This is a genomic window from Motiliproteus coralliicola (assembly GCF_003345655.1).
GTDB lineage: Bacteria > Pseudomonadota > Gammaproteobacteria > Pseudomonadales > Balneatricaceae > Motiliproteus > Motiliproteus coralliicola.
This window is the reverse complement of sequence record NZ_QQOH01000004.1, coordinates 406,189-425,570: the sequence shown is the minus strand read 5'-3', so window position 1 is coordinate 425,570 and position 19,382 is coordinate 406,189. Positions and strand designations below refer to the sequence as shown.

At 57.9% G+C, this 19,382-nt stretch carries 18 protein-coding genes; 8 read left to right on the top strand and 10 right to left on the bottom strand.

Annotation, left to right across the window (positions count from 1 at the left end; translation table 11 throughout):
- Positions 1-54 precede the first annotated feature (54 nt).
- Positions 55-1,419 (bottom strand): sigma-54 dependent transcriptional regulator, encoded by a 1,365-nt coding sequence (locus DV711_RS15955; protein WP_114696708.1) that lies wholly within the window; start codon positions 1,417-1,419, stop codon positions 55-57.
- A 514-nt stretch (positions 1,420-1,933) separates the two neighbouring features.
- Between DV711_RS15955 and dapB the strand changes: the two genes are divergently transcribed.
- Entirely contained in the window at positions 1,934-2,737 is an 804-nt protein-coding gene (gene dapB / locus DV711_RS15950) for a 4-hydroxy-tetrahydrodipicolinate reductase (RefSeq protein ID WP_114696707.1), read from the top strand.
- A gap of 7 nt (positions 2,738-2,744) precedes the next feature.
- Here dapB and DV711_RS15945 read toward each other — a convergent pair whose 3' ends face one another.
- Complete coding sequence (locus tag DV711_RS15945) at positions 2,745-3,755, bottom strand: patatin-like phospholipase family protein (protein ID WP_114696706.1); 1,011 nt, start codon at positions 3,753-3,755, stop codon at positions 2,745-2,747.
- A 189-nt stretch (positions 3,756-3,944) separates the two neighbouring features.
- Between DV711_RS15945 and DV711_RS15940 the strand changes: the two genes are divergently transcribed.
- The 4 genes from DV711_RS15940 (at position 3,945) to DV711_RS15925 (ending at position 9,058) form a co-directional block, all read left to right on the top strand.
- Entirely contained in the window at positions 3,945-4,268 is a 324-nt protein-coding gene (locus tag DV711_RS15940) for a c-type cytochrome (RefSeq protein ID WP_114696705.1), read from the top strand.
- A 223-nt stretch (positions 4,269-4,491) separates the two neighbouring features.
- Positions 4,492-5,355: an MBL fold metallo-hydrolase gene (locus DV711_RS15935; protein WP_114696704.1), complete on the top strand. Its 864-nt coding sequence runs from the start codon at positions 4,492-4,494 to the stop codon at positions 5,353-5,355.
- A gap of 90 nt (positions 5,356-5,445) precedes the next feature.
- The gene (locus DV711_RS15930) at positions 5,446-7,185 is read left to right on the top strand and encodes a bifunctional protein tyrosine phosphatase family protein/NAD(P)/FAD-dependent oxidoreductase (RefSeq protein WP_114696703.1); all 1,740 of its coding nucleotides are present in this window, start codon (positions 5,446-5,448) and stop codon (positions 7,183-7,185) included.
- A 58-nt stretch (positions 7,186-7,243) separates the two neighbouring features.
- Complete coding sequence (locus DV711_RS15925; RefSeq protein WP_243633848.1) at positions 7,244-9,058, top strand: SulP family inorganic anion transporter; 1,815 nt, start codon at positions 7,244-7,246, stop codon at positions 9,056-9,058.
- Here the strand turns inward: DV711_RS15925 and DV711_RS15920 are convergent.
- Both DV711_RS15920 and DV711_RS15915 read right to left on the bottom strand, forming a co-directional pair.
- Positions 8,976-10,187, bottom strand: coding sequence for an MFS transporter (locus DV711_RS15920; protein ID WP_114696701.1), 1,212 nt, complete (start codon positions 10,185-10,187; stop codon positions 8,976-8,978). The two genes, DV711_RS15925 and DV711_RS15920, sit on opposite strands and share 83 nt — an antisense overlap.
- 220 nt (positions 10,188-10,407) lie before the next feature.
- Positions 10,408-11,955, bottom strand: a complete 1,548-nt coding sequence (locus tag DV711_RS15915) for a GGDEF domain-containing protein (RefSeq protein WP_165840138.1) — start codon at positions 11,953-11,955, stop codon at positions 10,408-10,410.
- Positions 11,956-12,170: 215 nt separating this feature from the next.
- On the opposite strand from DV711_RS15915, the gene DV711_RS15910 reads away from it, so the two are divergent.
- Both DV711_RS15910 and DV711_RS15905 read left to right on the top strand, forming a co-directional pair.
- Complete coding sequence (locus DV711_RS15910; protein ID WP_114696699.1) at positions 12,171-13,208, top strand: DsbA family protein; 1,038 nt, start codon at positions 12,171-12,173, stop codon at positions 13,206-13,208.
- A gap of 23 nt (positions 13,209-13,231) precedes the next feature.
- Complete coding sequence (locus DV711_RS15905; RefSeq protein WP_114696698.1) at positions 13,232-13,750, top strand: DUF501 domain-containing protein; 519 nt, start codon at positions 13,232-13,234, stop codon at positions 13,748-13,750.
- A gap of 93 nt (positions 13,751-13,843) precedes the next feature.
- Here the strand turns inward: DV711_RS15905 and DV711_RS15900 are convergent, their stop codons facing one another.
- Together DV711_RS15900 and coaD are read right to left on the bottom strand one after the other, a co-directional pair.
- The gene (locus tag DV711_RS15900) at positions 13,844-14,089 is read right to left on the bottom strand and encodes a YfhL family 4Fe-4S dicluster ferredoxin (RefSeq protein WP_114696697.1); all 246 of its coding nucleotides are present in this window, start codon (positions 14,087-14,089) and stop codon (positions 13,844-13,846) included.
- A 52-nt stretch (positions 14,090-14,141) separates the two neighbouring features.
- Complete coding sequence (coaD, locus tag DV711_RS15895; protein ID WP_114696696.1) at positions 14,142-14,627, bottom strand: pantetheine-phosphate adenylyltransferase; 486 nt, start codon at positions 14,625-14,627, stop codon at positions 14,142-14,144.
- 177 nt (positions 14,628-14,804) lie between these two features.
- On the opposite strand from coaD, the gene DV711_RS15890 reads away from it, so the two are divergent.
- Positions 14,805-16,016 (top strand): M48 family metallopeptidase, encoded by a 1,212-nt coding sequence (locus DV711_RS15890; RefSeq protein ID WP_165840137.1) that lies wholly within the window; start codon positions 14,805-14,807, stop codon positions 16,014-16,016.
- 102 nt (positions 16,017-16,118) lie between these two features.
- Here the strand turns inward: DV711_RS15890 and DV711_RS15885 are convergent, their stop codons facing one another.
- From DV711_RS15885 to DV711_RS15870, 4 genes are all read right to left on the bottom strand, one after another.
- Positions 16,119-16,313, bottom strand: coding sequence for a PA3496 family putative envelope integrity protein (locus DV711_RS15885; protein ID WP_114696694.1), 195 nt, complete (start codon positions 16,311-16,313; stop codon positions 16,119-16,121).
- A 283-nt stretch (positions 16,314-16,596) separates the two neighbouring features.
- Positions 16,597-17,475 (bottom strand): SIS domain-containing protein, encoded by an 879-nt coding sequence (locus DV711_RS15880; protein WP_114696693.1) that lies wholly within the window; start codon positions 17,473-17,475, stop codon positions 16,597-16,599.
- 150 nt (positions 17,476-17,625) lie between these two features.
- Positions 17,626-18,279, bottom strand: coding sequence for an isoprenoid biosynthesis glyoxalase ElbB (gene elbB, locus DV711_RS15875; protein WP_114696692.1), 654 nt, complete (start codon positions 18,277-18,279; stop codon positions 17,626-17,628).
- An 87-nt stretch (positions 18,280-18,366) separates the two neighbouring features.
- Positions 18,367-19,221, bottom strand: a complete 855-nt coding sequence (locus DV711_RS15870) for an SDR family oxidoreductase (protein WP_243633847.1) — start codon at positions 19,219-19,221, stop codon at positions 18,367-18,369.
- Positions 19,222-19,382 lie beyond the last annotated feature (161 nt).

Genomic DNA, 19,382 nt, shown 5'->3' with positions numbered 1-19,382 from the left:
GAACTAAAATACCGTCGCTTATGCGCGGCCTGCTATTTTGGTACTGCACTCCGATTAATCTGGATTCTTTTGGTCACCTTTCAGGTCCATACCAAACTTATCCATCAGCCGGTACAGGGTGACACGGGAAACCTCAAGCTGACGCGCCGCTTCGGTGATGTTGTTGCCGCAGCTGCGAAGCGCTTGGCTGATCGCCGCACGATCCGCCTCGGCACGACTGTCCGCCAGGCTTTGGACCGGCCGGTTTTCGGGCTCCTGGCTGAACTCCAGATCCTCCGGCTTGATCAGGGATCCTTCGCACATCACCACGGCCCGCTCGACCCGATTGATCAGCTCACGCACATTGCCGGGCCAGGAATAACTTTGCAGGCTGCGCATGGCCGAGCGGCTGAAGCCACGAATACGTTGGCGCGACTCGCCTTGGAATTTGGTCAGGAAATAGCGCGCCAGCGGCTGGATATCCTCGGGCCGGTCGCGCAGGCTAGGCAGCCTTAAAGCCAATACATGCAGACGGTAGTAGAGATCATCGCGAAAGCTCTGCTGCTCGACCGCTTGCTGCAGATCCCGATGGGTCGCCGTGATGACACGAACATCGACCGGTATCGGCTCATTCCCCCCCACACGATTGATGGTGCGTTCCTGAAGAAAGCGCAGGAAATTGACCTGCAATTCCAGCGGCAGGTCACCGATCTCATCCAGGAACAGGGTACCGCCGTGGGCCGATTCAATCCGGCCAATGCTGCGCTTATGGGCACCGCTGAAGGAGCCCTTCTCGTGGCCAAACAGCTCGGTCTGTATCAGGGAGGCGTGAATCGAGCCACAGTTCAAGGCCACGAAAGGGCCATCAGCTCGAGTTGATTTCTCGTGGATCGCCCGTGCCGCCAGCTCTTTTCCGGTACCGCTCTCACCGCTGATCATCACCGACGCATCAACGCTGGCGATCCGGTCGATCTTGTTGAACACCTTATGCATCAATGGACTGACGGCCACCATATGACAGCCCGAGTCATACCGGTCGGTGCGCTCGTCCAGGGTATGGCGAATACGGGCCATGCCATAGGCGTGACCCAGTGAATTCATCAGCCGCTCGTCGTCTATCGGCAGGGTGTGGTAATCGCTCAGATAATGGGCGATCAATTGGCGGGTTTTATTCAGCGACAGGTTCTCGGGCTCGATCAATCCGACCCATTCCATCGTCGCCGATTGTTGCAGCAGAAACTCCAACTCTTTACTACCGCCATTGAGGTAGTAACGGTCGAAGAAAACCAGCCCGACTCTTGGATTTTCAGCCTCAATAATCCGTAACGCGTCATCGGTACTCAGCGCCGGATAGGGGTACCAACCGGCACCCTCGATAGCCTGTCGCGGAATTTTGTAGCCCTCAGCGATCCGCAGACAAAGAACCGCTCTCCTTTCCATTATGTGTCCCTAATGCCCATCGGCTTGCCGATCACTTGGCCAACCGAAACTCCCTATACACGGAGATGTCCGACCTCGGATACCGGACAACTAACCCACGGTGCATCCTTCACCGTTGATTTGTTCGATAAACAGGCATGGCAACGAATCCGCATCGAACCTGATCAAAACATGGGGCGACGCGACAGCAGGAACCGTAATACCTGTCGGAGAGACAGCAGTGGGCAACAATCACTGTACGTTGATTCGTAAGACAGACTAACCCTCACTCAAAAGAAACTGTAGCAGCCACCTGGAACTCCAGCGAATTTTGACCAAACCTTTTTAGCCCAGAATCTAACCGGGGAATCCACGACGAAATTACAACCCCGTTCTTGCCGCAAGAGCCTCGAAGTCTTGATGCTAATGGCCTCTGCACCGACTGAGGATGGCCTTCGATCAACGAATCTACTAGTATGCGGCGATCAGCGCTGACCAAGCCCAGCGCCCCACCGAGTTCGTTCCGGAGACCGACATGACACGCATCGCAATTACTGGCGCCGCCGGGCGCATGGGTAAAACCCTGATCGAGGCCGTACAGCTGGCTGAAGGTGCCACCTTGAGCGCCGCCATCGAGCGCCCCGAGAGTTCGTTGATCGGCGCCGATGCCGGTGAGCTGGCCGGTCTGGGCAAACTCGGTATTGCAATCAGTGGTGACATTAACCAGGTTATCGATGATTTTGATGTGTTGATCGACTTCAGCGCCCCGGTTGCCACGGTTGCCAATGTCCAAGCCTGCCGTGCCGCCGGCAAGCAGATTGTTATCGGAACCACCGGCTTCGACGAAGACCAGAAAGCCGGCGTACACAGCGCCCAGAGTGATATTTCTCTGTGCATCGCTTCAAACTTTAGTACCGGCGTCAACCTCTGCTTCAAGCTGGCCAAAGCCGCCGCCGAGATTCTCGGGGACGACTACGATGTTGAGATCTACGAAGCCCACCACCGCCACAAGGTCGATGCCCCTTCAGGCACCGCCCTGAGCCTGGGTGAAGCCGTTGCTGAAGGGTTAGACCGAAATCTGAAAGAGGTGGCGGTCTACGGCCGTGAAGGCCAGACCGGTGCCCGCAAGCGCGAAACCATCGGTTTTGCCACCGTCCGCGGCGGCGACGTGGTCGGCGATCATACGGTGATGTACATGGCTGACGGCGAGCGGGTCGAGATCACCCACAAAGCCTCTAGCCGAATGGCCTTTGCCCGAGGCGCCGTTCGCGCTGCCTGCTGGTTGGACGGCAAGCAACCGGGTCTATACGACATGCAGGACGTGCTGGGTCTGAAATAAATCCAGCTCACCCAAATCGGGCCACCAGATCAACTCCTGAATCGCGCTGAGAGCAGGCCCCACCCTGCTCCAGCCACTGCTGTGCCTGCTGCTGGCCCAATTGTTTCAAACGCAGCAAAAAAGCCAGCCGGGTATCGTAGCGGCTGGCCCGCGACAACTTGGCCATGGTCGCGTCCGGCTCAATCAGATGGAATCTGAGTCGCCGTAATCGACGTTCAAGCGCGCCCAGCATCCAGAAACGGGACCGACTCTGCTGTCGAGCCTGGGCAATCGCTCGCATCTCACGCAAGAACGCACTGTTAAAGCCAAATTCAGCCACCCGTGCCCCGATAGAATCGATATCCGTGGGTAGATCCGGACGCTCCGCCGGGGTCAATAAAACCAGCAGAATATCTCGACTTCGACTCTCGTAGATCAATGGATAGAGGGCGGGATTACCGGCAAAGCCGCCATCCCAGTAGTAGTCGCCATCGATCTCGATCGCTCGGTGGATGGTCGGCAGACAGGCCGACGCCAACACCTGTTTGACATCCAGTTCGGCTTCGCGAAACAACCTCAGCTTACCGTTACTAACCCGTGTGGCAGCAAGGTACAGTTTGAACGGACACTCCCGCCGAAGCCGTTCAAAGGCGACCTCCTCCCTCAGCAATGACTCTAACGGGTTGATATCAAGCGGATTCAGATCGTAGGGCGAGAGCTGGCTCGATAGCCGTAGCAACCACTGATTCAGCGCCAAATTCAGCGACGGCTCCATCCCTTCGGTATCAGGCAACCAACGAGCCGGCGACTGGGCCGCCACCGCATGCCAAAATCGCTGCAGGCAATCCCGAGCCCCTTGAGGCCCTCCTTCCAGCCACCCCTGGGCCAGCATCACCGCGTTCATTGCTCCGGCACTGGTGCCGCTGATCGCCTCAAGCTCCAGATCGGGTTGCTGCAGTAGCCGGTCCAGAACTCCCCAGGTAAAGGCACCATGAGCCCCTCCGCCCTGCAACGCCAAATTCAATCCACAAGCAGCCATTTCCCCCCTCCCTGCAGGCTTCTTTGCCTCATAGCGACGACTCAACGGAGGCTCCCTTTTATACTCTATGAAACTCTAGGCTAATATTTGTGCATTGCACAAATATTGCAGTCATCCAACCCTGATGCCAGACTCAGGAAACTTCATCAACGGTCGTAACAACGAACGACTCACGCTTGGAACAAACCCATGGTCCTGTCCTTCCCCAAGTCTCTGATGCCTTGGTCATTGTGTCTGCTACTGGCAGGCTGTGCTGACCAACATGACTATGATGCGCTCAGTGGCGAGCAGCTGTTTAATCAGATCTGCGCCGATTGTCACCGACAGAGTGGTAAAGGCAGTTTTCTTGAGGGGATTCCCGCCAATGCTGGGACAAGGCTGGATCGCGAGCAGCTGATCGAGCTGATTACCGAAGGTAGCTCGGAGCATAAAAAGATGCCGGTTATCAGTCAGTTGGATCGTCAACAGGCGGGCCGTGTCGCTGACTATCTGAAAACAGTCCTGAACCGCTGATTCCAGCACGTGCAAAGATCCAAAGCCGGCGTCTGAATCCTATCAGGGCGGCGGCTATCCGGATTTCTGCCTCCTCACCTATGCTTCATTAGCACAACTGGTCAATTTTCGACCAAAGTCGTTAGGCCTCTGTGTTGACGGCACGCCTGATTATTATGTTATTCTAATTTAATCTAACGTTATAACTATAAATATATAATCAACTGCAGACCGAGGTAGCCCCATGACCGCGCTCGTGACCCCCTTCTTCGACGAACCGACCTTTACCTTCAGCTACATCGTGCAGGATCCGGATTCCAACAGCTGCGCAATCATCGACTCCGTGCTGGACTTCGATTACGACTCAGGAACAACCAACACCCGCTCGGCCGATCAGATGTTGGCTCATATCCAACAAAACAACCTGCAACTGGAGTGGATTCTCGAGACTCACGTCCATGCCGATCACCTGTCCGCCGCACCCTACCTGAAGCAGCAGGTCGGAGGAAAAACCGGTATCGGTGAACATATTCAAACGGTGCAAAGCACCTTCGGCAAAGTCTTCAACGCCGGCACCGAGTTCGCCCGTGACGGCAGCCAGTTCGACCAACTGTTCAAGGACGGTGATCAGTTCCAGATCGGCAGCCTGACCGCCAAGGCGATCCATACCCCCGGCCATACCCCAGCCTGCATGACCTACCAGATCGGCGACTGCGCCTTCGTCGGTGATACCCTGTTCATGCCCGACTTCGGCACCGCCCGCTGCGACTTCCCCGGCGGCGATGCCGGTATTCTGTTTCAGTCGATCCAGAAAATCTTTGCGCTGCCGGGAGAGACCCGTCTATTCATGTGCCACGACTACAAGGCCCCCGGTCGGGAGCAGTACGCCTGGGAGACCACCGTAGCCGAAGAGCGCCAGAACAACATCCATGTCGGCCACGGCATCAGCCAGCAGGATTTCGAACAGATGCGTTCTGAACGGGACAAGACGCTGGGCATGCCACGCCTGATCCTTCCTTCGGTACAGGTCAACATGCGTGCCGGCCAGATGCCGCCAGCCGAGGACAACGGCCAGGTCTACCTGAAAGTCCCCCTCAACCTGTTTTAACCGGCTGTCGTTAGCGGGCGCTCACACGCGCTCCAGCCCAACCCTATAACAATCGATAACAACAATATTTATGACAACAGGGAGCCCGGTATGGATGTTCATCAGTTAAGCCCTTTTATCAGTGTCTGCTCACAGATCACCGCCGCCGACGTCGGCCTTGCCGCCTCGATGGGGTTCAAGGCGATCATGAGCAATCGCCCTGACAACGAGAGCGAGGATCAGCCCGCCAACGATGAGATCCGCGAAGCCTGCGAACGACACGGCGTGGCTTGGTACTACCTGCCGGTCATCTCCGGGCAGATCACCGATGAAAATGCCGCCGACTTCCGTGAAATGATGGCCGCTATCCGCGGCCCGGTACTGGCCTTCTGCCGAACCGGAACCCGCTGCTGTACTCTGTGGGCGCTGGCCGAAGCACCCCGCCTGGATGTGGAAGCGATCCTGAAGGCGACCGAAGCCGCCGGCTACGACCTCAGTGCCCAGCGTGAGCGGATCAATGCCCTGGCCAACGAAGGGCTGCCTGCCCAGGCGATCACCTCGGGCAGTGGCCGTCGCCACGACGTTCTGATTGTCGGCGGTGGTGCCGGAGGCCAATCGGTCGCAGCCAGCCTGCTGAAGCGCAAACCGGATCTGAATATCGCCATTATTGAGCCGCGCACTGAACACTTCTACCAGCCCGGCTGGACTCTGGTCGGCGGCGGTGTGTTCGAGCGCAAGGACACCGTACGGCCGATGGAGCAGGTGATGCCCGATCAGGTGAAGTGGTATCACGCTGCCGCCTCCACTTTCGAACCCAAGCAACAGCAGGTGGTGCTGGAAGATGGTGAGCGGATCGGCTATCGCATGCTGGTGGTGTCACCGGGGCTGCGACTGGACTGGGATGCGATTCCGGGGCTGCGAGAGACACTGGGCAGCAACGGCGTCACCTCTAACTACCTGTTCGACCTGGCGCCCTACACCTGGGATCTGGTACAGAGCACTCGAAAGGGCAAGTCGCTGTTTACCCAGCCACCGATGCCGATCAAGTGCGCCGGCGCACCACAGAAGGCGATGTACCTGGCTTGCGACTATTGGCATCGCAACAATCGACTGGGCGAGCTGGATATCCAGTTCTGCAATGCCGGCGGTGCGCTGTTCGGGGTGGCCGACTATGTCCCGGCCCTGATGGAGTACATCGAAAAATACGGCATCGAGCTCAACTTCATGCACAACCTGGCCGCTGTTGATGGCCAGGCTAAGACCGCCCTGTTCAAGGTGACCGACGGCGAAGGCCAGGTCAGCGAAATCGAGAAGCCGTTCGATATGATCCACGTCTGCCCGCCGCAGAAGTCGCCGAAATTTATCGCTGACAGCCCGCTGGCTGACGCCGATGGCTGGCTCGATCTGAGCCCGGAAACCATGCAGCACAAGCAGTTCGGCGACATTTTCGGATTGGGCGATGGCGGCAACACCCCCAACGCCAAAACTGCAGCGGCGGTGCGTAAGCAGGCACCGGTGGTGGCCGAAAACGTCTTACGGGCGTTGGAGGGCGAAGCGCCACGGGCGATCTACGACGGCTACGGCTCCTGCCCGCTGACCGTGGAACGGGGCAAGATCGTACTGGCCGAATTCGGCTACGGCGGCAAACTTCTCCCCACCTTCCCCAACTGGCTGGTACAGGGCACCCGCCCCAGTAAACTGTCCTGGTTGCTGAAGGAGAAGATGCTGCCCTGGCTGTACTGGGAAGGCATGCTCAAGGGGCGCGAGTGGTTGGCCAAGCCGGAAATCCTGGCCCACAACCCGGCGGTTCAGGACACCAGCGATGCCTGTGATTGGAACAACAAACCTTGATTCGACCGCGCACCACCAAAAGAAGTACCGCACGCAATACCGGTGAATGGGAGACGCTGTGAAGTTAAAACGCTACCTGCCGATCGTTGATTGGCTCGGCACCTATAATCGCCAAACCCTGACCTCCGATCTGGTTGCAGCCCTGATCGTGACCATCATGCTGATCCCGCAGTCGCTGGCTTATGCGTTGTTGGCTGGCCTTCCGCCGGAGGTCGGTCTCTACGCCAGCATCCTGCCACTGGTGGCCTACGCCCTGTTCGGTAGCAGTCGAACCCTGGCAGTCGGGCCGGTGGCGGTGGTCTCACTGATGACCGCCGCCGCGGTCGGCAACCTGGCATTGCAGGGCACCCAGGAGTACCTGGTGGCGGCAGTAGCGTTAGCGTTTATATCCGGCCTGATGCTGGTGTTGATGGGAATCTTCCGGCTCGGCCTGCTGGCCAACTTTCTCAGCCACCCGGTGATCTCGGGATTTATCACCGCTTCAGGGATCATTATCGCCGCCAGTCAGCTCAAGCACCTGCTTGGCGTCGATGCGTCGGGCCACAACCTGCTGGAGATCGTCCAGTCACTGCTGGCCCGGCTCGACCAGATCAACCCGACCACCCTGGTGATCGGCGTGCTGGCCACCGGTTTTCTGTTCTGGGTTCGTCAGGGGCTCAAGCCGCTGTTGATCGGGTTCGGTCTGCCGCCTCGACTGGCCGACCTTTGCGCCAAGGCCGGGCCGGTCCTGGCGGTAGCCGGCACCACTCTGGCGGTCTGGATGTTCGGCCTGGTTGAGCAGCAGGTTGCCGTCGTCGGCGCCGTGCCCCAGGGCCTACCCAGCCTGACCCTTCCCAGTTTCGATATGGACCTGTGGCAGCAGCTGTTTATCTCGGCCCTGTTGATCAGCGTGGTCGGCTTTGTCGAATCGGTGTCGGTGGCCCAGACCCTGGCGGCCAAACGGCGCCAACGGATCGAACCCAACCAGGAGTTGATCGGCCTCGGCAGTGCCAATATCGCCTCCTCGCTGTCCGGGGGCTACCCGGTGACCGGCGGCTTTGCCCGCTCGGTAGTCAACTTCGATGCCGGGGCCGAAACCCCCGCTGCCGGAGCCTTCACCGCCATCGGCATCGCCTTGGCGGCATTGCTACTGACCCCGCTGATCTACTTCCTGCCCAAGGCGACACTGGCGGCTACCATCATCGTCGCGGTGCTGTCGCTGGTCGACCTGGGCGCACTGAAGCGGACCTGGGACTACTCTCGCAGCGACTTCGCCGCGATGCTGGCCACCATCGCGCTGACCCTGCTACAGGGAGTCGAGCTGGGTATTATCGCCGGGGTGACCCTGTCGATCCTGCTGCACCTGTATCGCACCAGCAAACCCCACAGCGCCGTGGTGGGACGGGTGCCAGGGACCGAACACTTCCGCAATATTGAACGTCACGAGGTGCAGACCGATCAGCACATCCTGACCCTACGGATCGACGAGAGCCTCTACTTCGCCAATGCCCGCTATCTGGAAGATCGGATCTACGAGCTGGTGGCCGACAACCCGGAGGTCGAACACCTGGTGCTGATGTGCCCGGCGGTGAACCTGATCGACGCTTCGGCGTTGGAAAGCCTGGAAGCGATCAACGACCGGCTTTGCGATAGCGGGGTCTATTTCCACCTGTCGGAGGTTAAGGGGCCGGTGATGGACCAGCTCAAACGCTCCCATTTCCTGCAACAGCTCAACGGCCAGGTCTTCCTGAGTCAGTTCGAGGCCTGGTCGGTGCTCTGCCAACCGGCATCCGACGAGCCCAGCCAGGCCGTCAAGCCAACGCCGCTTGAGCCGGACGTTCGGGCTTTATCGGCAGATGAACCGCTGCCGCCAGAAAGCCCAGCATTGCGCTGATCAACCAGACCGCATCGTAGTTACCGGTCTGGTCAAACAGCCAGCCCGACACCCAGGCGCCGAAGAAGGCGCCGATCTGATGGCTGAACATCACCAAACCAAACAGACTGGCCAATCTAGCGGTACCAAAGAACTGTGCCAGGGTGCCGCTGGTCAAGGGGACTGTCGACAGCCATAACACTCCCATCACCACCGAAAAGAAATAGAAGCTTTCGGCGGTTTTCGGTAGCCAGATAAAGGCCAGTACTATCGCCCCCCGCAATCCATAGATCCATGACAGCAGATAGGGCTTGTGATAGCGCCCACCAAGCCAACCGGCAAAGACCGTACCGGCTACGTTGATCAGTCCAATCAATGCCAGCGAGTTTGCTGCAACATCCGGCGTCAGGCCGCAAACCGCCACCAGATTCGGCAGATGCACCGAGATGAAGGCGACGTGATATCCACATACGAAAAAGCCCATCGCCAGCAACACGAAGCGACGATCGAAATGCACCCGCTCCCGAGTCTCGGAACGAGGCTTCGGGGGCAGCACGGCGGTTTTCAGCCAGGGGCTGAACAATGCCATCAGCAAGACACAGGCGGCCAGAATCCAGACGGCTTCGATCCAACCGAAACGGCTGTTGGCCCACTGGGTCAACAGTGCAAACAGAAACTGCCCCAGCGACCCGCCGGCACTGACGATCCCCAACGCAAATGAGCGCTGTGGTTCGCCGACATGGCGCCCCACCGCCGCCAGAACCACAGGAAAGGTCGTCGCCCCGACACCGACACCGATCAAAAAGCCATTGCTGAACTGATACAGCCAGGCACTCTCGCTCAGTGCCAACAGCGCCAACCCCACCGCATACAGCAAGGTCCCCACCAACAGCACCCGTACGGTTCCGTAACGCTCGGCGGCCACCCCGGCCAGCGGCGATACCGCGCCCCAGACGAGGTTCTGAACCGCGAAGGCGAAGGACAGCTCCGCCATCGGCCAGCCAAAACTGATCTGCATATCCGGCAACAGCAGGCCCATCGACTGACGAACCCCCATGTTCAACAACAAAATCAGCAGACCGGCAATCACCGCCAATAGCGCATGGGCCTGCCAGGCTACGGACTGATTGGTGGGGCTTGAGTTAGACATCGACATTCCTTGTGGACAGATTACGCGGCAGAAAGCGGTGCTATCGCGGCCATTGAGTGTAGCGATTATTGTGACGGGGAAAAGCCAAAAACGGCCGCTGTTACTTTTGGTTAGAAACCGGCTCTAACTTGTAGAGCCCTTAAGACTGGACACCGGATGGTCAAACTTCTGAGCCCGCTAGGCGGATATAAGCAAGACTAATTTCTTAGTATCTCGGCAGCTAGAGGTCGTCGAAATCAACGTAGCAGCTATTCTCCCTCTGCTTGGCACAGTCCATCGCCCGGTCGGCCTTCGACAGCAGCTGTTCCACTTCATAGCCATGATCGGGGAAATAACTGATGCCGATATGGACGCCTAACACTTCGACCAACTGAGGTAACGGCTGGCCGATCTCGTCGATCATCTTCTGCGCTACCAGCGGGGCATCCTGGGCACTGCTGATCTCGCTGAGCATCACCACGAACTCATCGCCCCCCTGGCGTGCGAGCATATCGACCTCGCGCAACGTTCGACCCAGACGCGCGGCTATCTCCACCAGGATCTGATCGCCGGTCTCGTAACCCAAGCTGGCGTTGATCCGCTTGAAACCGTCCAAATCCAGCAACATCACCACCAGTGGACGGCCAGTTCGATGAGCCCGCTTCAGCTCCTGCTCCATCAACTCACTGAAGTAGCGTCGGTTCGGCAACCCGGTCAACGGGTCATGCCGGGAAAGGTGGCGCAACTGTTGCTGGGTCGCGCGGTGGTGCATGACCTCCTGCTCCAGCGACGTATGGGTGTTGGAAAGCTCCAGCGTTCGCTGCTGTACCCGCTGCTCCATCTCATCGAAATCATGCTGCAGCTGTGCCCTGCGACGACGATCCTGGCTACGCAGCGTCACTCCGGCAGCCAACAGCAGTATCACCAGCAGCATCGGCAGTAGCCAACCCAGAGCATTATCGCTAGGAGCCCGTCCCAACAGCCGTTGCAATCCTCGCTGATAGTCCGAGTCTGGGTCTGATCTATGCTGTTCCAGGTACGCATCTATGGCGTCGAGCTTCGACGGAGATGCGCCTTGCCGAGCCAGATAACCGATCTCACGGGTACAACAGGTCAGCGGGGTCAGATGCAGCGGGTACTGCTCCAGCATCGGCTGAACAAGGCGACGAGGTAGCAGCACCGCATCGGCTTTGGTATCGACGACCCAGGAGATGGCCTGCTGATAGTTCTCGGCCTGTAGTAGTTGAGGCTGCATCCCCAACTGCTGCAGGTAGCGTTGCCACTGCCGGGAAATCGGGTCCGCCTTAACCGCAGCGACCCGCCGGCCTGCCAATTCATCACGCGCGGCCAGTAGCTGCGCGGCCGTCAACAGCTGCGCCCAACTGTAATACACAGATTGTCGAGTAAAGTCGTAGCGGCTTTCCAACGCAGGAGTTCGGGTAATACCGGCCAGCAGATCCAGCTCACCACGATCCAGTTGTTCCAACAGCTCTGCCTCAGCTGCCCGATGAATGTTCAATTGCCATTGTTGTTGCCGGGCGACAGCTTCCAAGACCTCGATAGACAACCCGGTCGGCTCACCGCCAGCCCCCATCATCAGGGTAGGGTCGCCGAGAGCTTGGCCGACCCGAACCGTGCTCTGCCCCCAGGCCTGACCGCCCAGTACCAACAGGCCGCACAGGCACAGCAACCTAAGGCCCAGACTGGTGCACCTGAAACGATCGGGCTCCGCATTGCCATCTTGCCCGGCTACCGCAGCTTGAGCCCTTAGCAGCTCAATAGAATCCATAATCAAAGCGTAGCAAAGCCAAGATCGGTCCATGCAGTTGCAACTGATGCTGAACCGGCACAGGCCCGCACCAAAGTGACCGCTTTTGGGGAACCCAATCCTCCTCCGACAATCACACCGACAGAGATCCATTTCGACTTGCTGCCGGTTGCCCCCTTGGGTATCGTCCCCCAACACCCAGCCGCTGCTGCCGCATCCTGACCTGAGGAGTCACCATGCTCAAAAAGCTGTCCCTAAGCCCCCTAACGTTCCGCCATCTGAAACGGCACGGCCTCGTCGCAGGCATGTTGCTGGGCGTCACTGCCCTGGCGCAAGCTGCCGGACCCGGTTTCCACTACGATGGCCAGCAATACCGTGGCGACAACCTGCCTGCCGCAATCAAGGCGGAACTGTACCAGCTGGAGCAGAAATTCAATGATCAACGCCGCGAAGTGATCGACGGTTACATCGTCAATCGTTATGTGCGGGAGCGAGCCCAGGCTGAAGGCAAGAGCTTTGCCCAGCTACAGCAGGAACTGCTGAGCGCGCCGCTTCCCACCGATGCCGATGTCGAAGCCTTCTACAATGCCAACAAGGCCCGAATTCCGGGACCGCTGGAGCAGGTTCGCGAGCAGATCAAGAACTACCTCAAGCAAGCACTGTTGGTGGAAAAACAGCGCCAACTGCTGGAGATGATCGTCGAGGACAAGGGTTATCAGGTCGAATTAGCGGCGTTGCCGCAGCTTCGCCTGCCGATCGCACTGGAAGGCTACCCGAGTAAGGGTAATCCGGACGCCCCGATCACCCTGGTCGAATTCGCCGATTACCAATGCCCTCACTGTAAGAACGCCGGTCCGGTCACCAAGCAGCTGTTGAAAGAGTATGGCGACAAGGTCCGGCTGGTTTATCGCGACTTTCCGATCAACCGCTCCGGTATCTCCCGCAAGGTCGCCGAAGCGGCGGTCTGCGCCGACCGCCAGGGTCAGTACTGGCCATTCCACGAGCTCGCCTTCGAACGCCAGAACTATCTCAAAAATATCAGCATCGAGATGCTGGCCGAGGAAGCGGAACTGGATATGGATGCCTTCAATAGCTGCCTGAAGAGCGGCGAGCCGCAACAGATTGTCGCCGGTTCCCAGGCCGAAGCACGGGAGCTGGGCATCACCAGCACGCCAACCTTCTTCGTCAACGGTCGTCCGCTGCCCCATAGCCACGGCGACCTGCTGGCAGAGCTGAAGTCGTTGATCGACGACGAATTGAAATCCAAAAACTAATCATCAAAATTTAAATTTGATTCATGATATCTGATCATCAGCTGCAACTGATCGAGCAACAGCTCGGCCGTAAACCCCGCGGGATTGCCGAGGTGAGTCACCAGACCGCCGATGGCATTCCGGTGGTGTTGCGGATGCATTCACTGGTCGATGACAAACCGTTTCCGACCCTCTACTGGCTCTGCTCCAAAGACCTCTATAAGGCGATCAGCCAGATCGAGACCGGCGGCTGGGTCAAGCAGATCGAACAGCAACTGGAGCATGATTCGGAACTGCGACAGGCTTATCAGCAGAACCACCGTGATTACGTAGCGCTGCGCCAGGGATATCTGAGCGAGGATGAGCAGCGGCGGATCGAAGAGCTTGGCTTTTCCGAGCTGTTTCAGCGCTACGGTATCGGCGGTATCGCCCAGTGGGATAAGGTGCGCTGTCTGCATATGCAGTACGCCCATTACCTGGCACAACCCGGTGAGGGCTGCAACGTGATCGGGCAACGGATGGAGCAGGAGTTCGAGCTGTCAAAGCTGCAGCTAAAACTCTAACGGGCGTTCAGGCAGACACAAAAAAGGGCAGCCTATCGCTGCCCTTTTTATTTCGCTTCTGACACCGGTTTGGTCCAGAAGCCATCAAATCACTTAGCCCTGCAGACGGTGGTACTTGTCCATCAGCTGCTCTTCGGTCTCTTCGTGATCCGGGTCTTTCGGGATACAGTCTACCGGACAGACCTCAACACACTGAGGCTCGTCGTAGTGACCGACACACTCGGTACACTTGGCCGGGTCAATCTCGTAAATTTCATCCCCCGGAGTGATTGCCTCGTTGGGGCACTCCGGTTCACAAACGTCACAGTTGATGCATTCGTCGGTAATGATCAGTGCCATGTCGGCTACCTCTAAAATCCTATTACTATCGAGTCGTAAATTTATCTATTTATTATCTGTCGACAGCAAAACGCTGCCGAAGTGCCTCTTCCACCAGCGGATGGACAAACTTGGAGACATCGCCTCCCAGACATGCCACTTCCCGAATCAGGGTCGAAGAGACAAAACTGTATTTTTCAGCCGGGGTCAGGAACAGGGTCTCAAAATCGGTGTAGATCGCCCGGTTCATGTTGGCCAGCTGAAATTCGTATTCAAAGTCCGAAACCGCCCGTAGTCCACGCAGTACCGCACAGGCATCGTACTGCTGCATAAACTCGGTCAACAGCCCACTAAAGCCGATCACCTCGACTTTATCCAGGTGCCCGAGCACTTCCTTGGCCAGTTCGGTACGCTGCTCCAACGGCAGCAACGGCTGCTTCTTCGGACTGGCAGCAACCGCTACAATCACCTTGTCGAACAGCTTGGCGGCCCGCTCCACCAGATCCGAATGGCCATGGGTAATCGGATCAAAGGTACCCGGGTAGACAATAATATTCATGGTATTGCTCCCAGAGCATACGAAGAATCGCGCGAATGTTAACGGAATTGGCGCAGCGGTACAATTAGATTACGTTATATGGATAAACCCACATCTATGCACAATCAGGGATTTTTATCGATGTTCAGCACTGAAAACCGAACTTATCAGCCCCTGCTAATATTTATAGCTGCACTAGTGCTATCGGGCTGTCAAACCCTGCAATCGGTGGATCGCGGCCTCTACAACATCGCGGAATCGGTATCGGAACAAGACCGGGTCACCGGCCAGCGCAGCCTGAGCCTCCAATCCCGCGCCCAGCAGATCCAACAGGGCAACAGCGTGGTCGAGCAACTGATCGCCAAGGAGAAGAAGGACGGACGCAAACTCAACCAGCAGCTCGATAAAGACCAGTACTGGCGAATGGTGCAGATCTTTGACCGGGTCCACCGTATCAGCCACCTCAGCGATGAACGCTGGCAACCGATTCTGATCGACCGTGACAGCTTTAACGCCTTCACCACCGGCGGCACCTACATCGTGGTTCACCGGGGCTTGATGGAGCAGCTCACGAGCGATGACGAGGTCGCAGCAGTCATGGCCCACGAAATCGCCCACACCGTGGCCAACCATGTGTTTGAAGCCCAATCTCTGGCCCAGGTCACCGCGCTGGCCAACTCAGGCTCCGCCGGGCGCGATGGCTATCGTGCCGCCTTCACCCAGAAGAACGAGTATGAAGCTGACCGGATCGGTGTGCTCTACAGTTCACTTGCCGGCTATGATCCGCTGGCTTCCAGCCGAATCTGGAAGCGCCAATATCAGACTGAGGGCAACCGTCGTGGCTTGTTCTTCCAATCCCACCCGGTCAACAGCGACCGCGAACGCTTCAATCGGGTCAATGGCGAGAAAGTCCAGCCGTACTATACCCCCGGTCGGATCAACCCGAACCACGCCCAACTGCTGCAGAACAACAGTCTGTGGAGCAAACAACAGCAAGGTTCCGACAATGTCGGTCAGGGAGGAGGCTTCTCGGCCCTGGCTGGTACCCTGCTTGGCGCCTACGTCGACCACCAGCAGGCCAAAGCCGGTGAACGCCAACAGCAGCAACAGATTCGATTTGTCCGCTACGTGCAGTCTCAGATGAAACTAGTGGGAGAAACGCGCCCGTCCGCCGACCGCTGGCAACTGCGCTTTCGCTACGACGGCCAGATACCGCTGCAGGGGGTTACGGTCGGTGGCCAGCTATCACAGGGCAAGGACAAGGCCCCGATTGTGATGGTGGCCCATGTCAAACAAGCGATCCGTCAGGGAGAGCAGTTTAAAGCCGAATTCAGGCACACCGCGCTGAAATCACTCAGCAAGCCGAGCGACAGCATCAAACTCTATCTCGATGACGCGGTTCCCCAATAGCCACAATCGCCATCGACGATAGCCTTCCGCTGACGGCCCCAGACGGGGCCAGTCATCTAGGGAACGATTCGATTAAATCCCGGTGCGAAGTAGCACCAACGATCAGTCGAAATCGTATTCGCACAGATTACGTTTAAGTTCTTTCTCTTCGAAGTGGGATTCTATCGCCCGGCGGGCGCGAAGATTGCGAAGGCTGGCAGCTTTCTTGGTTGCCTGCTGCGTTTCGGATTCAACCTCCATCGCAGCGTCGAACACACGGTTGTGAATTTCTTCCAGCTGGTGATCATGTCTCATCATGGCAGCGACTCCATATCAAGATAATCAAGCAGGGCAGAATTCTAGGGCTGTAATGTGACCTTTCGGTGACAACCCCGGAAGCGGACTCTTGATCGAACCGTCGCTAGAGACTGCAGGAACGACACAGGGCCCAACCCACAAGCAATTTTTTCTCACAGCTTCGGTGGAAATACAAGCTGCTGTGCAGCATTTCAGCCGCGTAATTGATCTCTACCAGGAGAAAACCAGACCTGAACAGGCGCTCGAAGGCCGGGGCAGACGGGCCGGTGCGGCCCGAGGAAGGTTACTTTTCGACCCGAGTAGCCGGTCGCTTTTCGTTCTGGCGCAACGAACGCAGGCTACGACGGATGGTCTTAAGGTGATCGATCACCCCCGGCCCCAGCTTCATCGCCAAGCCGACGGCCAGCACGTCGATCACCACCAACTGAACAACCCGTGAGGACATCAAGGCACTGAGGTCTTTATCCTCTTCCAGATCGATATGGATCGGCACCGTCGCCAGCTCCGACAACGGCGTATTACTGGGGCAAAGCGCGATCACCTGAGCCCCCTGGGCCAATGCCAGCCGGGACGAGTGAAGCAGATCCTTGGTGCGGCCGGTCTGGGAAACCGCCACCACCACATCCCCCTCGGACAAGGTGACCGCCGCGATCGACTGCAGGTGCGGATCCGAATAGGCCACCGCGTTGACCTTGAGTCGGTGGAATTTGTGCTGCGCATCGGTACAGACCGCCGCCGAGGCACCAAAGCCATAGAACTCGATCCGCTTTGCCAGTGCCAGCGAATCGATCGCCTGCTCCAGCGTATCGGCATCCAGCTCCTCTTTGATATTGAGCAGGTTACCGATGGTGGAATCGAAGATTTTCGATTTGAAATCGCTGACGCTGTCCTTCTTGTTGAGCGAGAACTGCTCAAAGTTGGAGCTGGTGGCCAGCACCTGAGCCAAAGTCAGCTTAAAGTCCTGAAAGCCATCGTAGTTCAGCGCCCGACAAAAACGCACCACCGTTGGCTCGCTGACCTGGGCTTCTGAAGCCAGATCCACGATCCGCATATGGATCACCTCTTTGGGGTGAGCCAGCACGTAGTCGGCCACTTTCTGCTCGGACTTACGCAGTTCCGGGCGGGCCTCGGCGATGGTTTTTAACAGGTTGGTGGTATTCACAACAGCTCTGTCCGTCAAAATTGCGACCGTAGGATAGCAAAAAAGAAACGGCCTTCGTGAGTCCAGATTCGACTAAAAGCCCTATCAAATTGGTTCGACAGTCAATGGGGGGCCCCTCGGCTCCCCCCCTTCACATCGAACAACGACGGGCTAGGCCATCGAAATGACTTCCTCAACCAGCTTACCGATTCCCGATGCCGCCTCGGAGATTGACCCTGCCAGCATATAAGCCGGGGTGGTGATCACCTTGTTGTCTCGGTCGATCACTGTTTCGCTGACTTCGCAGGCCTGATGTCGACCTCCCATCGCCTCGATGGCCGAGGCGGTATCCGGATCCTTACCGATAGTGCAGAGCACATCGGCACCGAACAGCTTCGGAGCCATGGCAGGGGCGATACAGATCAGGCCCACCGGCTTGCCCTCTGAGTGGATCGCCTGAGTGAAGCTGGCCACCTCCGGGTTGACCTCGCAGTCGCTACTCGCCACGGCAAAGTTGGACAGGTTTTTAGCCGCGCCGAAGCCCCCCGGGATGATCAGCGCATCGTAATCGGCCGGGTTGGCATCGCTTAGCGCCTTGATCTCACCCCGGGCCAAGCGGGCAGCCTCGACCAACACATTACGCTGCTCACCTTCAGCCACCTCACCGGTCAAATGATTGACCACATGCATCTGATCCACATTCGGCGCCAGACAGTGATACTTGGCGCCTTGCTGCTCGATGTTCAACAACGTCAAAACCGACTCATAGATTTCCGAACCGTCGAATACACCCGAACCGGACAGAATGACTGCAATCTGCTTCATTGTGCTTCTCCCTGTGTAAGACCTGGATCTAACCTGCTAGTTAGTTTGTGGAACGACTTTCACCGCTCAAGTTGAGCGACCCAACACTCAGTCGGCGGCCGCGATCATGGCTTCAAACCCAGCCCGATAGTCCGGATACTGGAACTGGTAGCCCAATGCCTGCAACTGCTTCGAGCTGCAACGTTTGCTGCCGCTTCGCAATTTCTGGCTGAAATCTTCCGGTTGTGGCGCCACCTCGACAGCCAAGCGCTGTCGCAACCAATCCAGCACCTCATGGTAGGGCGCGGGATTGGGGTCCGATGCCAGGTAGATCGGTGCCAGCGACTGTCCTGCCTGATCCTGTTCGATCAGAAAACGCAGCACGCCGATGCAGTCTTGCTGGTGGATTCGGTTGCCGTACTGGCAAGGCTCGGGCAACGCCGTCACCCCCTGACGGACCCAATTGAGAATCCGCTCACGGCCGGCACCGTAGATACCGCTGAAGCGAACACTGGTGCCGATAAACTCGGAGTCGGCCAGAAGCTGCTCGGCATCAAGCATCGCCTGGCCGTTGAAGCCGGTCGGCTCGGTCGGGCTCGACTCATCGACCCAACTGCCGTCACGCTGGTGATAAACCGCCGCGCTGGAAACGAAGAAAATACGCTTGGGACACAACTGTTGCTCGCGTAAGGCCTGTAACAGGTTACGCAGCCCCTCGACATAGGCCTGTTGGTATCCTTCGGCGCTATAAGCAGCGGGAACCAACGAGAACACCAGATAGTGGTGCTGCGGCAACCCTTCGAGAGAGACCGGGTCGGTGACATCGGCAGCGATCCCTTGGATTGCCTCAGGCAGTTGATTAAGATGACGTTTCAACCCAAAACAACGGTGCCCCGCCCGGCTTAATTGCAGTCCGAGCCCGGTACCAATTTTGCCACAACCGACCAGTAGCACTGTCGCCACGATGCCTTACTCCTATTGCGCTGCGTTCTACCCCAAGCTCTGCGCTGACTCGTACGATAAGTATGGCGCCAAGCAATTGAATTTGATCAGTTCGACAGTTTGGACTCTCCGTTCCGGGATGTCACCCTCCCGCGGCGAACCAGTCCCGGCTTGCGGAGATT

Bases quoted from the DNA above. Each gene is read 5' to 3' on its own strand.
- DV711_RS15920 (WP_114696701.1), bottom strand. From the start codon at position 10,187: ATGTCTAACTCAAGCCCCACCAATCAGTCCGTAGCCTGGCAGGCCCAT.
- DV711_RS15905 (WP_114696698.1), top strand. From the start codon at position 13,232: ATGATATCTGATCATCAGCTGCAACTGATCGAGCAACAGCTCGGCCGT.
- DV711_RS15955 (WP_114696708.1), bottom strand. From the start codon at position 1,419: ATGGAAAGGAGAGCGGTTCTTTGTCTGCGGATCGCTGAGGGCTACAAA.
- dapB (WP_114696707.1), top strand. From the start codon at position 1,934: ATGACACGCATCGCAATTACTGGCGCCGCCGGGCGCATGGGTAAAACC.
- coaD (WP_114696696.1), bottom strand. From the start codon at position 14,627: ATGAATATTATTGTCTACCCGGGTACCTTTGATCCGATTACCCATGGC.
- DV711_RS15910 (WP_114696699.1), top strand. From the start codon at position 12,171: ATGCTCAAAAAGCTGTCCCTAAGCCCCCTAACGTTCCGCCATCTGAAA.
- DV711_RS15900 (WP_114696697.1), bottom strand. From the start codon at position 14,089: ATGGCACTGATCATTACCGACGAATGCATCAACTGTGACGTTTGTGAA.
- DV711_RS15915 (WP_165840138.1), bottom strand. From the start codon at position 11,955: ATGGATTCTATTGAGCTGCTAAGGGCTCAAGCTGCGGTAGCCGGGCAA.
- DV711_RS15945 (WP_114696706.1), bottom strand. From the start codon at position 3,755: ATGGCTGCTTGTGGATTGAATTTGGCGTTGCAGGGCGGAGGGGCTCAT.
- DV711_RS15885 (WP_114696694.1), bottom strand. From the start codon at position 16,313: ATGATGAGACATGATCACCAGCTGGAAGAAATTCACAACCGTGTGTTC.
- DV711_RS15935 (WP_114696704.1), top strand. From the start codon at position 4,492: ATGACCGCGCTCGTGACCCCCTTCTTCGACGAACCGACCTTTACCTTC.
- DV711_RS15930 (WP_114696703.1), top strand. From the start codon at position 5,446: ATGGATGTTCATCAGTTAAGCCCTTTTATCAGTGTCTGCTCACAGATC.
- DV711_RS15940 (WP_114696705.1), top strand. From the start codon at position 3,945: ATGGTCCTGTCCTTCCCCAAGTCTCTGATGCCTTGGTCATTGTGTCTG.
- elbB (WP_114696692.1), bottom strand. From the start codon at position 18,279: ATGAAGCAGATTGCAGTCATTCTGTCCGGTTCGGGTGTATTCGACGGT.